The 14,104-nt window shown below is 66.5% G+C and carries 15 protein-coding genes; 8 read left to right on the top strand and 7 right to left on the bottom strand.

Annotated features, from left to right (window positions below; all coding sequences use genetic code 11):
- The first annotated feature begins 77 nt into the window (after positions 1-77).
- The 8 genes from rsxA (at position 78) to ACYAF3_RS18725 (ending at position 6,859) form a co-directional block, all read left to right on the top strand.
- Positions 78-662 (top strand): electron transport complex subunit RsxA, encoded by a 585-nt coding sequence (rsxA, locus tag ACYAF3_RS18760; protein WP_003092041.1) that lies wholly within the window; start codon positions 78-80, stop codon positions 660-662.
- Positions 659-1,225, top strand: a complete 567-nt coding sequence (gene rsxB, locus ACYAF3_RS18755; RefSeq protein WP_003103780.1) for an electron transport complex subunit RsxB — start codon at positions 659-661, stop codon at positions 1,223-1,225. Before rsxA ends, rsxB begins: the two co-directional genes overlap by 4 nt.
- Positions 1,222-3,546, top strand: a complete 2,325-nt coding sequence (gene rsxC / locus ACYAF3_RS18750; RefSeq protein WP_033987131.1) for an electron transport complex subunit RsxC — start codon at positions 1,222-1,224, stop codon at positions 3,544-3,546. Before rsxB ends, rsxC begins: the two co-directional genes overlap by 4 nt.
- Positions 3,547-3,548: 2 nt before the next feature.
- Positions 3,549-4,583 carry an RnfABCDGE type electron transport complex subunit D gene (locus ACYAF3_RS18745; protein ID WP_003117527.1) on the top strand — a complete coding sequence of 345 codons (1,035 nt, stop codon included), beginning with the start codon at positions 3,549-3,551 and terminating at the stop codon, positions 4,581-4,583.
- On the top strand, positions 4,583-5,227 hold the full coding sequence (rsxG, locus tag ACYAF3_RS18740) for an electron transport complex subunit RsxG (protein WP_003092047.1): 645 nt from the start codon (positions 4,583-4,585) through the stop codon (positions 5,225-5,227). The genes ACYAF3_RS18745 and rsxG overlap by 1 nt, the downstream gene beginning before the upstream one ends.
- The gene (locus tag ACYAF3_RS18735) at positions 5,220-5,936 is read left to right on the top strand and encodes an electron transport complex subunit E (RefSeq protein WP_003107418.1); all 717 of its coding nucleotides are present in this window, start codon (positions 5,220-5,222) and stop codon (positions 5,934-5,936) included. The genes rsxG and ACYAF3_RS18735 overlap by 8 nt, the downstream gene beginning before the upstream one ends.
- On the top strand, positions 5,933-6,571 hold the full coding sequence (gene nth, locus ACYAF3_RS18730) for an endonuclease III (protein WP_003092050.1): 639 nt from the start codon (positions 5,933-5,935) through the stop codon (positions 6,569-6,571). Before ACYAF3_RS18735 ends, nth begins: the two co-directional genes overlap by 4 nt.
- A gap of 108 nt (positions 6,572-6,679) precedes the next feature.
- On the top strand, positions 6,680-6,859 hold the full coding sequence (locus tag ACYAF3_RS18725) for a PA3496 family putative envelope integrity protein (RefSeq protein ID WP_003092052.1): 180 nt from the start codon (positions 6,680-6,682) through the stop codon (positions 6,857-6,859).
- Between the two features lie 198 nt (positions 6,860-7,057).
- On the opposite strand, the gene ACYAF3_RS18720 is transcribed toward ACYAF3_RS18725, so the two are convergent.
- The 7 genes from ACYAF3_RS18720 to ACYAF3_RS18690 form a co-directional block, all read right to left on the bottom strand.
- Positions 7,058-8,131 carry a class I SAM-dependent methyltransferase gene (locus ACYAF3_RS18720; RefSeq protein WP_003092054.1) on the bottom strand — a complete coding sequence of 358 codons (1,074 nt, stop codon included), beginning with the start codon at positions 8,129-8,131 and terminating at the stop codon, positions 7,058-7,060.
- A gap of 49 nt (positions 8,132-8,180) precedes the next feature.
- Positions 8,181-9,632: a class-II fumarase/aspartase family protein gene (locus tag ACYAF3_RS18715; RefSeq protein ID WP_012613756.1), complete on the bottom strand. Its 1,452-nt coding sequence runs from the start codon at positions 9,630-9,632 to the stop codon at positions 8,181-8,183.
- A complete protein-coding gene (gene purB / locus ACYAF3_RS18710) occupies positions 9,632-11,065 on the bottom strand; it encodes an adenylosuccinate lyase (RefSeq protein WP_012613755.1) in 1,434 nt (477 codons plus the stop codon). Before purB ends, ACYAF3_RS18715 begins: the two co-directional genes overlap by 1 nt.
- Before the next feature lie 30 nt (positions 11,066-11,095).
- On the bottom strand, positions 11,096-12,082 hold the full coding sequence (locus ACYAF3_RS18705; RefSeq protein ID WP_003112894.1) for an HOASN domain-containing protein: 987 nt from the start codon (positions 12,080-12,082) through the stop codon (positions 11,096-11,098).
- A 32-nt stretch (positions 12,083-12,114) separates the two neighbouring features.
- Positions 12,115-13,152, bottom strand: coding sequence for an HOASN domain-containing protein (locus tag ACYAF3_RS18700; RefSeq protein ID WP_031634469.1), 1,038 nt, complete (start codon positions 13,150-13,152; stop codon positions 12,115-12,117).
- The gene (locus tag ACYAF3_RS18695) at positions 13,043-13,324 is read right to left on the bottom strand and encodes a hypothetical protein (protein WP_161789441.1); all 282 of its coding nucleotides are present in this window, start codon (positions 13,322-13,324) and stop codon (positions 13,043-13,045) included. The genes ACYAF3_RS18700 and ACYAF3_RS18695 overlap by 110 nt, the downstream gene beginning before the upstream one ends.
- 228 nt (positions 13,325-13,552) lie before the next feature.
- Positions 13,553-13,747 carry a heavy-metal-associated domain-containing protein gene (locus tag ACYAF3_RS18690; protein ID WP_003092060.1) on the bottom strand — a complete coding sequence of 65 codons (195 nt, stop codon included), beginning with the start codon at positions 13,745-13,747 and terminating at the stop codon, positions 13,553-13,555.
- Between the last annotated feature and the right edge of the window lie 357 nt (positions 13,748-14,104).

The following is a 14,104-nucleotide window of genomic DNA, read 5'->3' as shown; positions in this document are numbered from 1 at the left end:
TAGCCTTGCAGGGCAATCCCACCCGATAATAGGGGATTTCCCCCGACGGCCCCGGCCCTGCAACGAATGCTTCGCGTATGACTGAACTCGCCCTGATCCTGGTCAGCGCCATCCTGGTCAACAACTTTGTCCTGGTGCAGTTCCTCGGCCTGTGCCCGTTCATGGGCGTGTCGCGGAAGATCGAGACGGCCATCGGCCTGTCCCTCGCCACCACCTTCGTCCTGACCCTGGCGGCGATGTGCAGCCATATCCTGCAACGCTACGTGCTGCGCCCGCTGGACCTGGAGTACCTGCGCACCATCGGCTTCATCCTGGTGATCGCGGTGGTGGTGCAGTTCACCGAGATGCTGGTGAAGAAGACCAGCCCGCTGCTGTACCGGGTGCTCGGCATCTTCCTGCCGCTGATCACCACCAATTGCATCGTCCTCGGCGTCGCCCTGCTCAACGCCAACAAGGCTGAATACGGCTTCCTCCAGGCCACTACCCAGGGCTTCGGCGCCGGGCTGGGCTTTTCCCTGGTGCTGGTGCTGTTCGCCGCCCTGCGCGAGCGCATCGCCATCGCCGACGTGCCGGCGCCGTTCCGCGGCGCGGCCATCGGCATGATCACCGCCGGCCTGATGTCGCTGGCGTTCATGGGCTTCAGCGGGTTGGTCCGGCCATGAACGGCGTGTTCCTGGCGATCGGCGCGCTGCTGCCGATCTGCCTGGCCGGCGGTGCGCTGCTCGGCTATGCGGCGGTGCGCTTCCGCGTCCAGGGCGATCCGGTCGCCGAGCAGGTCAACGCCCTGTTGCCGCAGACCCAGTGCGGCCAGTGTGGCTACCCCGGCTGCAAGCCCTACGCCGAGGCGATCGCCGCCGGCGACAAGATCAACAAGTGCCCGCCGGGCGGCGAAGCGACCATCCGCGCCCTCGCCGACCTGCTCGACCTGGAGCCCGAGCCGCTCGACGCCGCCGAGGAAACCCCGCCGCGGGTAGCCTACATCCGCGAGGCCGAATGCATCGGCTGCACCAAGTGCATCCAGGCCTGCCCGGTGGACGCCATCGTCGGCGCCGCACGGTTGATGCACACGGTGATCGCCGACGAATGCACCGGTTGCGACCTGTGCCTGGAGCCCTGTCCGGTGGACTGCATCGAGATGCGCGAGATACCGGACGACGTGCGCCACTGGAAATGGCCGCAGCCGTCGCCGCGACTGATCGCCAGCGACCGGGAGCGAGCGGCATGAGCGCCCTGCACGCCTTCCCCGGCGGCCTCTGCCTGCCGGCCAACAAGGAGCGCTCCACCGCCCTGCCGATCCAGCAGGCGCCGCTGGCGCAGCGCTACATCGTGCCGCTCGGCCAGCACATCGGCGCGCCGGCGCGACCTTGCGTGGAAGTCGGCCAGGCCGTACTCAAGGGCCAGACCATCGCCCTCCCGGACGGCACCGTCAGCGCCGCGCTGCATGCCCCGACCTCGGGTACCGTGGTGGCGATCGGCGCACACCCCTATCCGCATGCCTCCGGTCTTCCCGCGCCGGCCATCGTCATCGCCAGCGACGGCCTGGAGCGCTGGACCGAGCTGCATCCCTGCCCGGACTTCCGCGCCGAAAGTCCGCTGGCGTTGCTCGAACGCATCCGCGCGGCCGGCATCGGCGGTCTCGGCGGCGCCGGCTTCCCCACCGCGGCCAAGCTCGCCGCGCGCCCGGCGGACAAGATCCATACGCTGGTGGTGAACGGCGCCGAATGCGAGCCCTACATCAGCGCCGACGACCTGCTCATGCGCGAGCGCGCCACGCAGGTGCTGGGCGGCATCGATATCCTGGTGCAGATCCTGTGCCCCGAAGAGGTGCTGGTCGGCATCGAGGACGACAAACCGGAAGCCATCGCCGCCCTCGGCGCCGCCCTCGGTGAACGGCCCTATCGCATCGTCGCCCTGCCGACCCGCTATCCCTCGGGCGGCGAGCGCCAGCTGATCCAGTTGCTCACCGGCAGGGAAGTCCCGGCGGACGGCCTGCCGGCGGACATCGGCATCCTGTGCCAGAACGTCGGCACCCTGGCCGCCGTGCACGATGCCGTCGTCCTCGGTCGGCCGCTGATCTCGCGGATCACTACCCTCGCCGGCGGCGCCCTGGAGCGGCCGATGAACGTCGAGGCGCTGATCGGTACGCCGGTACACGAGTTGCTGGCGTTCGCCGGCCTCGCCGAGGGACGCCTGGAACGCGTGCTGATGGGCGGGCCGATGATGGGCTTCGCCCTGCCCGATCTCTCGGTGCCGCTGATCAAGACCTGCAACTGCCTGCTCGCCGGCGATGCCACGGAGCTGCCGGAACCAGTGCCGGCCATGCCCTGTATCCGCTGCGGCGACTGCGCCCAGGTCTGCCCCGTCAGCCTGCTGCCACAACAACTGCATTTCTTCGCCCTGGGCGACGAGCACGAGCAATTGCTCGCCCACAACCTGTTCGATTGCATCGAATGCGGCGCCTGCGCCTACGTCTGCCCGTCGAGCATTCCCCTGGTGCAGTACTACCGCGCGTCCAAGGCGGAGATCCGCGAGCAGCGGCAGAAGCTGCTGAAGGCCGAACAATCCCGTGAGCGTTTCGAGCAACGCCAGGCTCGCCTGCGCCGCGACGAGGAGCGCCGGGCCGCAGAACGCGCCCAACGCGCGGAGAAGGCCGCGCTGGCGCGCGCCGCCCAGGCCGAGCGCGAGGAAGCCGCCCCCGCCACGGCGGTCGACCCGGTGCAGGCGGCGATCGAGCGGGCCAGGGCGCGCAAGCAGGCCGGTAGCGGCAGCGAACGGCTGAAACGGCTGAAGATCGAAGCGAGCATGGCGCGGGTGGCCCTGAAGAAGGCCGAGAAACAGTTGCTCAGCCACGACACCCCGGAACAGCATGGCCTGGTCGCGGAACTGCGCGCCGCCGCCGAGGCCGCCGACAAGGCCCTGGCCGATGCCGAAGCCAGCCTGCCGCGCGACCTACCCAGCGCACCGCCTGCCGCGCTCGACGACGAAGCCGAACTGAAGAAGGCCAAGGCCCAGGCCGCCATGGCCCGCGCCCAGCTCAAGCGCTCGGAAAAGGCCTTCGGCGAAGCGCCCGGCGCCGAGCAGCGGGCGACCCTCGACGAACTGCGCGCCGAGGTCGAGCGTTGCGAAGCCACCCTGGCCCGCCTCGAGCGTCACGCGCCGAAGCCCGCGGCGCCCGGCGACGACGGCCAGGCGGCGCTGAAGCGGGCGAAGATCGCCCTGGTCGGCAAGCGCGCGGCCTTGAAGAAGGCCGAGCAGGCCGGGGTGATGGACAGCGAGCTGGAACGCCTGCGCGGCGAGCTGCAAGCCGCCGAGCGCGACCTGCATGCCGCCGAGGACGCCTGCGGCAAGCCGGCGCCGGAGCTGGTGCGGATCGACAAGCGCCCGGTCGACCCGCGCACCCGCGAGCTGAAGACCGAGCTGGCCTACGCCCGCGCCGCCCTGAAGAAGCTCGAACGCCTGGCGAACGCCGACGCCGCCGCACTCGCCGCCGCCCGCGCGCGCCTGAGCGCCGCCGAGCGCGCCCTGACCGAACACGGCACGGAGTGACCATGGCCCTGCCCCGCCCCACCTCGCCCCACGCCCGCGGCTCCAACCGTACCCCGGCGATCATGCGCCTGGTGCTCGGCGCCTGCGTCCCCGGCCTGCTGACGCTGACCTGGCTGTACGGCCCGGGCACCCTGCTCAACCTGGCCTGGGCCAGCCTCGTCGCGCTGGCCTGCGAAGCCGCCATGCTGGCCCTGCGCAAACGTCCGCCGGGGGTGTTCCTCAAGGACGGCAGCGCGCTGGTCACCGCCCTGTTGCTGGCAGTCGCCCTGCCGCCCTACGCCCCCTGGTGGCTGACCCTGGTGGCGACCTTCTTCGCCCTGGTATTCGGCAAGCACCTGTACGGCGGCCTCGGACAGAACCCGTTCAACCCGGCGATGCTCGGCTACGTCGTGGCGCTGGTCTCGTTTCCCCTGGAAATGACCCGCTGGCCCTCGCCGGACAGCGCCCTCGGCCTGCCCGACAGCCTCCGCGAATTCCTCGGCCTCGCTACCCGGCCGGACGCCTGGGCCCACGCCACCGCCCTCGACGTGCTGAAGACCGACCGCAGCCTGACCGTCGATGAGCTGTTCGCCGGCAACCCGGCCTTCGGCCACCTCGGTAGCGCCGGCAGCGAGTGGGTCAACCTGGCGTTCCTCCTCGGCGGCCTGTTCCTGCTCTGGCGCCGGCTGTTCACCTGGCACGCGCCGCTGGGCATGCTCGCCGGCCTGTTCGCCATGAGCCTGCTGTTCTGGAATGGTTCCGGCTCCGATTCCCATGGCTCGCCACTGTTCCATCTGTTCAGCGGGGCGACCATGCTCGGCGCCTTCTTCATCGTCACCGACCCGGTGTCCGGCGCCACCAGCAATCGCGGGCGGCTGGTCTTCGGCCTCGGCGTCGGCGTCCTCACCTACGTCATCCGCACCTGGGGCGGCTATCCCGATGGCGTGGCGTTCGCCGTGCTGCTGATGAACCTGGCGGCGCCGACCATCGACTACTACACCCGGCCGCGCACCTACGGCCATCGCAAGGCCGAGCGCGGCTTCAAGGCAGGCGACTGATGGACGCCGCGACTCGCCGTTCGATGCTGCGCAACGCCCTCCTGCTCGGGCTCTTCGCCCTGGTCGGGGTGGGCCTGGTGGCCCTGGTGCAGCAATTCACAGAAGCGCGCATCGCCGAAGCCCAGCGCGAGGCGCGCGGCCGCGCCCTGCTGGAACTGCTGCCGCCGGGCAGCTACGACAACCATCCGCTGGACAGCCAGGTGCCAACCTTCGCGCCGAAGCTGCTCGGCCTGGATGCGCCGCGTCCGGCCTATGTCGCCCGCCTGCACGGCCAGGCCAGCGCAGTCATCCTCCAGGCCAGCGCGCCGGATGGCTACAGCGGCGCCATCCAGCTACTGGTCGGGGTCACCGCCCAGGGCCGGCTGCTCGGCGTGCGGGTCGTCGCGCACAAGGAAACCCCCGGCCTCGGCGACCGCATCGAACTGGCCAAGAGTCCCTGGGTGCACGGTTTCGACGGCAAGAGCCTGGGCGATCCGGCGGACGCCGGCTGGGCGGTGAAGAAGGACGGCGGTACGTTCGACCAGTTCGCCGGCGCCACCGTCACCCCGCGCGCCGTGGTCCGCGCCGTGCACAAGGCGCTGCGCTACTTCGACGCCAACCGCGAACGCCTGCTCGCCCCCGAAGAGGCTGCCGGACATGAGTGAACAAGATTTCCGCGAGATCGCCCGCAACGGCCTGTGGCGCAACAACCCGGGCCTGGTCCAGTTGCTCGGCCTGTGCCCGCTGCTGGGCACCAGCAACTCGACGGTCAACGCCCTCGGCCTGGGCCTGGCCACCATGCTCGTGCTGGCCTGCTCCAATGCCGCGGTATCGTTGGTGCGCGGCGCGGTGAGCGAGGCGATCCGGCTACCGGCGTTCGTCATGATCATCGCCGTGCTGACCACCTGCATCGAACTGCTGATGCAGGCCTGGACCTACGAGCTGTACCAGGTCCTCGGCATCTTCATCCCGCTGATCACCACCAACTGCGTGATCCTCGGTCGCGCCGAGGCCTTCGCGGCGAAGAACGGCGTGCTGCGCGCCAGCTTCGACGGACTGCTGATGGGCCTCGGCTTCGCCCTGGTCCTGCTGGTCCTCGGCGGCCTGCGCGAGCTGCTCGGCCAGGGTACCCTGCTGGCCGACATGCACTTGCTGTTCGGCCCGGCGGCGGCGGACTGGAAGATCCAGCCGTTCCCGCAGTACCAGGGCTTCCTGCTGGCGATCCTGCCGCCGGGCGCGTTCATCATGCTCGGCCTGCTGATCGCCCTGAAGAACCGTATCGATGAAAGCCTGGCGGAACGCGCCAAGGTGCAGGCGGGCGACGTACCCGCCACCCAGCGCCAGCGCGTCCGCGTCACCGGAGTGATTGAATGAATGCCGCCAAGCGCGCGGAGATCTTCCGCCGACTGCACGAAGACAACCCCGAGCCAAGGACCGAACTGGCCTACACCACCCCCTTCGAACTGCTCATCGCGGTGATCCTCTCCGCCCAGGCCACCGACGTCGGGGTGAACAAGGCTACCGCCCGCCTCTATCCGGTGGCCAACACCCCCGAGGCGATCCACGCCCTCGGCGTCGAGGGGCTGTCGGAGTACATCAAGACCATCGGCCTCTACAACAGCAAGGCGAAGAACGTCATCGAAACCTGCCGCATCCTCATCGAAAAGCACGGCGGCCAGGTCCCCGACAACCGCGAGGACCTCGAAGCCCTGCCCGGGGTTGGCCGCAAGACCGCCAACGTGGTGCTCAACACCGCCTTCCGGCAACTGGCCATGGCGGTGGACACGCATATCTTCCGCGTCGCCAACCGCACCGGCATAGCACCGGGAAAGAACGTTCTGGAGGTGGAGAAGAAACTGCTGAAGTTCGTGCCGCGCGAGTACCTGCTCGATGCCCACCACTGGCTGATCCTGCATGGCCGCTACGTCTGCAAGGCGCGCAAGCCGCAATGCGGAAGCTGCCGGATCGAGGACCTGTGCGAATACAAGCACAAGACTTCAGACGATTGATCAACTATTCGAAATCCTATCTTTACGATTGAAAAAATCTTTTTTACCAGCCACGGCTTTGTCGCTATAAGGTGCGCCATTACCACCCCATAAGTTGGAGTGAATGTCATGGCAAAAGCCAAAGAAGAACTCGAGATCGACGACGAAGCCGGCGTTGAAGAGGATGACGGCGAGGAAACCAGCGTCGAGGTGGCCAAGACCAACCTGACCAAGCGTCGCATCATCGACAACCTGCTGGAAGAACGCCGCCTGCAGCGCCAGTTGTCGGACTACGACTTCGACCTGTGAGAGCGCCGCCCACACCGCAAGCAAGCCCCGCAATTGGCGGGGCTTCGTTTTTCCGGGGGCCATGAAAAGCCCGCCGAAGCGGGCCTGAACACCGGTGCGATCGAGCCGAGACCGCCATGCCCAGCCGGCACGCGCCGGGCGGCGGCCACGGCAACCGCTATCCGACGGTCGCCGTCCCGGCCGTCCCGGATAACGCCGTCAGGGTCGCAGTTCGAACAGCGCCGGCAGCGGCGGCCACTCCGAAGGCACCTTGCGGAAGCGACTGAAGCCGGCGGCCTCGGCCATCTGCCGCGCGCGGTCCTCGCCCATGAAGGCGCCGAGGCCCTCGCCGCCGTGGGACAGCGAACAGGTCATGCAATACAGCGTGCTCTGCGGGTACATCACGCGACCGAACAGGTTCATGTTCTCGTGCAGTTCCTGCGACAGGTTGAGTTCCACCATCAGGTAGGTCCCATCGTCGGCGGTCGACTCGCGCAGGTCCTTCATCATCTGCTGCGGGTCGGTCGCGTCGTGGATGACCACGAAGGTCGTGACGAAGTCGAACTTCTTGCCCGCCAGCGCATCGGAATCGCTGACCTCGAAGCGCACCCGGTCGCCGACCCCCGCGGCCTCGGCGTTCGCCCGCGCGCGTTCGATGGACGGCGCGTGGAAGTCACAGCCATAGACCTGGGCTTCGGGGAACGCCTTGGCCATCATGATCGCGGCCAGCCCGCTGCCGCAGCCGAAATCGAGCACGCTGCCACCCGCCTGGAGCTTTTCCTTGACGCCATCCAGCGAAGGAATCCAGTGCTGCACGAGGAAGTGCTTGTACCAGGGCATGGTCATGCGCTCCATGCCTTCCCAGGTTTCCAGCGGGAAGGATTCCTCGGGGCAACCGCCGCCGCAGCGGAAGGCCTCGATGATCTTCGGCGCCATGCTCACGAAGGGCACGCTCAACTGGATGATCCCGCCGGCGAAATAAGGCGAGTCCTCGTCGGCGAGCACCGGGACGAACTCGGCCGGCAACCGATAGCTCCTGCTCTGCGGATCGTAGGCCAGGTAGTTGCCGGTGACCATGCTGCCCAGCCATTCGCGCAGGTAGCGGGTGGTGTAGCCGGTCTGCTGCGCCAGCTCTTCCAGGGTCACCCATTGGCCATGGGCGAGCGCCTTGAACAGCCCCAGGCGGTCGCCGATGTAGAGCATCGCGCCGCGCAGGGTATTGCCGTAGTCCTCCATGATCCGTGCTGAAAACTGCTTGACCTTCGCGGTTTCGATCTCGTTAGCCTTTGTCATTCTTGTTCTCCGTTGATGTGCAGTACCGCCGCCTCTGGCGGCGGGTGATTCAGTGGTGGCTGGCGACCTTGTCCAGCACCTTGTCGACGATGGTCCCGGCCATGCCGAGATGGGTCCGCGGCTCGAACAGCCTGGCCAGGGTTTCCTTCGGCATGACGGCGCCCACCCGCGGATCCGACTCGAGCGCCTGGCGCATCGGAATCCGCTTGCGCTGGCAGGCCTGGGTGATCTCGAAGATGATTTCGTAAGCGCTGCTCTTGCCCAGTTGCTTGGCCATCTCGAAGACGAACGCCTCGGTACAGATCGCATCGCTGTATGCATTCGCCGTCCGCGCCATGGTCTCGTCGTGGACCGTGAGCCCGTCGATGGTGTCGGTCAGCAGCGACAGCGCCATCAGCGCATAGTGGGAAACGTCCGCCACCGCACACCATTCCAGGCGCGTGCCGCGGTAGTCCCGCTCGTGCTCGAGGATCATGGCGTCCAACGCGAGCAGGACCTGGGCCTTGGCCAGCCGGGCCAGCACCACGACCTGCTCGCAGCCTTCCGGATTGCGCTTGTGGGGCATGGTGCTGCTACCGATCTGCTGCTGCGTCCAGCCCACCTCCAGCTCGCCGATCTCCCAGCGGTTCAGGGTGCGGATCTCGTCGGCGATCCGCGCCAGGGACGCGGTGACCATGGCCAGGGTGCTGACGAACTCGGTAACCCGGTCGCGGGACACGTGCCAACCCGCCAGCGGCACGTCCAGCGACAGCCGCCGCGCGAAGCTTTCGAGCAGGAGCATGGCCTCGTCGCCGAAGGCGGCCATCGTGCCCACGCCGCCGAACAGTTGCACCACCAGGATCCGCTTGCGCGCCTCGCCCAGGCGTTCGCGGTGACGCAGCAACTCGTCGATCCAGCCGGCCACCTTCAGCCCGAAGGTGGTCGGCAACGCCGGGATCGAGTGGGTCCTGGCGACCATCAGCGCATTGCGGGTCCCGCTCGCCAGCACCGAGAGCCGGTCCAGGAGGATGTCCAGCGCCCGCTCCGTTTCATCCAGCACATCGCGCATTTCCAGGGACTGCGCGGTGTCCTGGATATCCTGCGTGGTCGCGCCGAAATGCACGTACTCGCGCGCGCTGGGGCTGCAGTTCCTTTGCAGCGCGCCCAGCAGGGGCATCAGCGAGTGCCCGGTGCTGGCCACACCCTCGGCGATCTGCTGCAGGTCGACGGCCGAAAGCCTGGCGGCCTTCGCGATCTCCAGCGCCGCCTCGGGCGGAATGACGCCGACATCGGCCTGCGCCAGCGCCAGCGCCGCCTCCACGTCGAGCCAGCGTTGCAGGCGGCAGTGGCTACAGAAGATCCGGCGGCTCACCGGGCCGGCGTAGCCGCCGCCATGGGTTTTAGAGTCAACGATGTGACTGTGTTCGTGCTTGCAGGACGACTCGGCCGGTGCGCCGCCGAAGCTCTGCGGATGCGCGGTGCACGAGGAACGGGCAAGCATTTCCAGCGATTCAGCATCCATCACCTATCCTCCATCACGTACTGGGACTGACCGGGATTTCCTTGGGAAGAGGCGGCGCCTTCGGGCCTGTCGCCCGACGCGCCGGTTCGTGGTTTGCCGGCGACCAGGTCGACCATCTCGGCGGCGAGGCCGACGTAGCCGACGGGGTCGAGCAGTTCTTCGAGCGCCTCGGCGCTGAAACAGCCGCGCAACCTTGGCTGCCCGAGCAGCGCCTCGCGGAACGGAACGCCCTGCCGCTGGGAGGCCTGGGTTATCTCATGGAGCAGTTCGTGGGCGGTCTGCTTGCCGAACTGCCCCGCCAGCGCGAGCATGACCCGCTCCGACAGGATCAGCCCACCCAGCAGGTCGAGGTTGGCGCGCATGCGTTCCTCGCGCACCTCGAGCCCCTCGGCCAGCACCGCCTCCATGCGGGTCAGCAAGGCGCCGGCGTAGACGAACAGCTCCGGCAACGCCGCCCACTCGATGCGCCAGGCGGTGCCGTCGCGCTCGTGCAACTGGAACGCGGCATCGGTGAGCGCCACCATCTGTGCCCGCACCAGCCGCGACAGCGCGCTGACCAGGTCGACCGACGACGGGTTCCGCTTGTGCGGCATGGTGCTGCTGCCCACCTGTCCCGGCCGGCTGCCCTCGCGTACCTCATCGATTTCGCTGCGCTGCAGGTGGTAGATCTCGTTCGCCACCCGGCCCAGCGTCACCGACACCTGGACCAGCAACCCGGCAACCTCCAGCACCCGGTCCCGGGCGCTGTGCCAACTGGTCGACGGCGCGCCGAGACCAAGCCTGGCCAGGGTTCGCCGCTGTAGCTCGAAGCCCTGGGCGCCGAACGACGCCAGGGTTCCCACGGCACCGGTCAGGTTGCCGACCAGGACGCGTTCGCGCGCCTCGTCGAAGCGCGCCAGGTGACGGTCGATTTCATCCACCCAGACGGCGACCTTGTAGCCGAAGGTCGTGGGCAGCGCCTGCTGCCCGTGGGTGCGTGCAACCATCGGCGTGTGCTGGTGGCGCAGGGCGAGCGCCAGCAGATGGCCACGGATCGAGTGCAGGAGCCCGAGCGTATGGCCCCAGGCTTCCTTGACCTGCAGCATCAGCCCGGTGTCGAGGATGTCCTGGGTGGTCACGCCATAGTGCACGTACTCCCCCCAGCTACCCTCGCACAACCTCGCCAGGGCGCGGATGGTAGGCACCAGCAGGTGCCCTGTCTCCAGGCTTTCGCGGCCCAGTTGGGTGAGGTCGAAGCGCTCCACCTGGGCGGCGCGGTCGATCTCCCGCGCCGCCTCGTGGGGGATGATGCCCATCTCGGCCTGGGTCGCCGCCAAGGCTCGCTCGACATCCAGCCACCTCCGCACCTGGTTGGTATCGGAAAAGATCGCGGCGAATGCCGGGGACGAGTAGGCGCCCCCGTGTATACGGGATTCCGTAATGTGACTTGGCATTTTCGAGTGCTCGCTTTGTCCCGGTGGAAGTCACTTGACGCTCTGCATCTCTTCCCAGATCGCGTCGTAATAGGCCCTTTCCACACGGAAGTGCTGCGATAGCGAGGTCAGGAACGCATTCTGGAACTGCACGTCCGGAATCCGCCGCGCGATGAGTTGCCATTCGCGCTTGGCCCGCGGCGGTACGAGGCTGATGTGGACCTTGTAGTACTCCGCCTGGTCCTCGCTCAGGCCGGCCTGGAGCAGGGCCCGATAGAGCTTTTCGTGGTTCCCCGGCACGACCAGTTCGGTGATGTAGAACACCGCCAGCCCCCAACCGACCTCGGCATGCCGGAAGGCACGGGCGCGATTGTTCAGGTAGGCGATTTCCTCGGGCATCGTCGACACGGCCTGGAAGTCCGCCTCCAGGCCGATGGCCTCGAGCAGCTTGGCCAGCAGGCGCGGATGCGAACCCTTTTCGTCTTCCTCGCCCAACTCGCCATAGAGGTAGCGCGCAAGCGCCGCGGCCTCGTCCACATCGGTCAGGTTGACCAACAGGTCGGCCGCATCGCGGTACAGGCGGAAGGTGCGGAACCACTGGTGACGGAGGAACACCTGGAGCTGCGCGCGGGAGGCCGAGCCGGAGAACACGTACTGCGACATCGGGTGCCGCTCGCGGGACTGCGCGGCGATTTCCTGTTCGAGACGCTTTTGGAAATCCTCCTCGGACAACGCCCTGGAAAGATCGGCGGCGGGCATGAAACGCTCTTCGACGCGATAGATCGCCCGGGCCAGCCAGCGCCGGGTCTGGGCGGTCGCCACGTCGTCGCTCAACGAAAGGACGTAGAGCAACTGCTGGTACGCGGCATAGGCCTGGCGGTCGCCCTTGAGCCCTGCCTCGGCCAGCGCGGCCAGCTTGCTCGCGGCGCTATCGATCTGGCGGGAAGTAGCGTGGACGGCCAGCGCATCGGCAACGATGCGTGCTTCTTCGATGGGCAGGTTCTGCAACTGCGGCAGGGAAAAATTGCGGGTATTCATCCTGTACTCCTTGTTCTTGTTCTGGATAGGCATCAGGCCATGGCCAGGGAATTCGCCTGCATCTGCTCCCAGAGCAGGTCGAAGTAGGCCCGGTTGATTTCGAAGTGGCGCGCCAGCGACTGCATGAACTTGCGCTGGAAGTCTTCGCTCGGCGCGAACTTGGCGATCAGCGCCCACATCTCCTCGGTATCGATCTCGTCCTGGGTGCCGTGCAGGCGATGGAACTCGCTGGGTTGCTCGGGCACGCCCAGGCGCTGCAGGAGTTCGTAGATGCGCCGGTGGTTGACGCAGCTCACCGACTCGACCGCGTACAGGAGCGCAAGGCCCCAGGCGACATCGGTGTGCCGCACGCAACGGATACGGTTGTTGAGGTAGGCCTTCTCCAGCGGATGCAGCGCCGGGAAATCGATGCGCAGCGGAATGTCGAAGTAGGTCATCAGGTGGGACAGCAACGCGGGGTGCGAGCGCTCCGGCGTCTCCGCCCCGGCCTCGCCGTAGAGGTTGCGATAGAACACCGAGGCGTCCTCGATGTTTTCGAAGCGGAAGGCCAGCTCCGCCAGGAGGCTGTAGAAGTTGTAGGAACGGACCCAATGGTGTTCCAGGAAGAAGCGCACGTCCTCGACCGGCGGCGTGCCCTGGAACAGGTGGACCGACATGGGATGGCGCACCCGGCTGCGCGCCTCGATCTCGGCGTCGACCTTCTTGCGGAACTCCTCCACCGGGACGGCGCTGAAACCGGCCGGCTCGGGAGCGAAACGATCCTCGACCAGGTAGACCTGGCTCGCCATCCAGCGGCGGGTCGGCTCCGTATGCGGATCGCTGCCTACGTGCAGTTCCAGGAGCAACGCCTGGTACTGCGCGTAAGCCGAAGCATCGCCGCCCAGGCCTTTGGCCGTGACCGCGAGAATCGCCTCGAGCGCGAGCATGATCTGGTCCAGGGAGGCACCGGGTTTCAAGGCTTCAGCCAGGAGAGCCGATGCATTTCGGGCAGGTTCCGACATTGTCCGCTGGGAACGGATATTCATATCGGAGGAAGAACTGCAGCATTGCTGTAACGGATTTGAAGTCATTTGGATCACCCTTGTTTTTGTTGTTGTGCGGGGCGACCGTAAAGCTTGCCACGGTGGCAAGGTCAAGCAATGCAGCGGCCTTCTCGGCGGACAACGGAGTTCGCCGAAAGGTGCTCTTCGATAACACTGGATGCGCTGCGAAAAACCCCGAGCTAAAGGCCTGCGAATCCATCGGAGAATAACTTTTAGGGTTTCCTGTCAGCGCCTCTTTCCGTTCACATAACTGTCACCTCGCGGCCGACTGAAATATTGATTTACAAATTCCAAAGCGTTCTTTCCACAATAGCCAAGCGCCATTGATGGCATATGGCGCGCAGACTTCAATGAAAATCATTTTCCTATTGCCGGCACTGGGCGAAACGCTACTATCCGACCCTACGCCTGCGTCATGCCCATACACTCAACGGCCCTCCGGATAACCGGCCTCGCTCAACGCCTCGAGGAATGCGTGCTTGTCCAGAGTGCTCTCGACCCTAGCCTCGCGCCGAGGGGGATCGGTCTCTACGCGCGCCTGGGGATCGACGCCGTGCAGGATACGGGTGACAGTCTTGGCACAACCGCCGCAGGTCATGTTCGGAATATGGAAAGAAAACATCGCAACCTCCTGGTTTGTTGACTCCTGCGAACCATGAGTCCTGCCATCGTGACAAGGTCAACTCATAAATCTCTCAGGTAAACCAAACTTTCAAAAATTCATATGAATAGTTCCAGAAGTTATTCCGCAAACTTCAAACAACGGACAAAGCCAAGAACGAACATATAGAACAACTCCGCCAGGCAATCGAGACACCGCATCAGCCAGCTCCACTCACCACTGAAGAACCTCTCGACGATATGTATTCGACGTCTCCGTGCGGCGCGAGCGCAGAGGCACAGGAGTGACTTCGTTCAATAAGAAACGGCGGGCAGCCGGAACGTACCTGAAGAACAATGAGGAAGTAATACTTCCCCA

This window comes from Pseudomonas sp. TZ252 (assembly GCF_056110345.1).
The sequence above is the reverse complement of the archived record's forward strand: the minus strand, read 5'-3'. Positions and strand labels throughout refer to the sequence as shown.

Excerpts from the sequence above, each read along its gene's own strand:
- rsxA (WP_003092041.1), top strand. The coding sequence starts at position 78 with ATGACTGAACTCGCCCTGATCCTGGTCAGCGCCATCCTGGTCAACAAC.
- rsxB (WP_003103780.1), top strand. The coding sequence starts at position 659 with ATGAACGGCGTGTTCCTGGCGATCGGCGCGCTGCTGCCGATCTGCCTG.
- rsxC (WP_033987131.1), top strand. The coding sequence starts at position 1,222 with ATGAGCGCCCTGCACGCCTTCCCCGGCGGCCTCTGCCTGCCGGCCAAC.
- ACYAF3_RS18745 (WP_003117527.1), top strand. The coding sequence starts at position 3,549 with ATGGCCCTGCCCCGCCCCACCTCGCCCCACGCCCGCGGCTCCAACCGT.
- rsxG (WP_003092047.1), top strand. The coding sequence starts at position 4,583 with ATGGACGCCGCGACTCGCCGTTCGATGCTGCGCAACGCCCTCCTGCTC.
- ACYAF3_RS18735 (WP_003107418.1), top strand. The coding sequence starts at position 5,220 with ATGAGTGAACAAGATTTCCGCGAGATCGCCCGCAACGGCCTGTGGCGC.
- nth (WP_003092050.1), top strand. The coding sequence starts at position 5,933 with ATGAATGCCGCCAAGCGCGCGGAGATCTTCCGCCGACTGCACGAAGAC.
- ACYAF3_RS18725 (WP_003092052.1), top strand. The coding sequence starts at position 6,680 with ATGGCAAAAGCCAAAGAAGAACTCGAGATCGACGACGAAGCCGGCGTT.
- ACYAF3_RS18720 (WP_003092054.1), bottom strand. The coding sequence starts at position 8,131 with ATGACAAAGGCTAACGAGATCGAAACCGCGAAGGTCAAGCAGTTTTCA.
- ACYAF3_RS18715 (WP_012613756.1), bottom strand. The coding sequence starts at position 9,632 with ATGGATGCTGAATCGCTGGAAATGCTTGCCCGTTCCTCGTGCACCGCG.
- purB (WP_012613755.1), bottom strand. The coding sequence starts at position 11,065 with ATGCCAAGTCACATTACGGAATCCCGTATACACGGGGGCGCCTACTCG.
- ACYAF3_RS18705 (WP_003112894.1), bottom strand. The coding sequence starts at position 12,082 with ATGAATACCCGCAATTTTTCCCTGCCGCAGTTGCAGAACCTGCCCATC.
- ACYAF3_RS18700 (WP_031634469.1), bottom strand. The coding sequence starts at position 13,152 with ATGACTTCAAATCCGTTACAGCAATGCTGCAGTTCTTCCTCCGATATG.
- ACYAF3_RS18695 (WP_161789441.1), bottom strand. The coding sequence starts at position 13,324 with ATGGATTCGCAGGCCTTTAGCTCGGGGTTTTTCGCAGCGCATCCAGTG.
- ACYAF3_RS18690 (WP_003092060.1), bottom strand. The coding sequence starts at position 13,747 with ATGTTTTCTTTCCATATTCCGAACATGACCTGCGGCGGTTGTGCCAAG.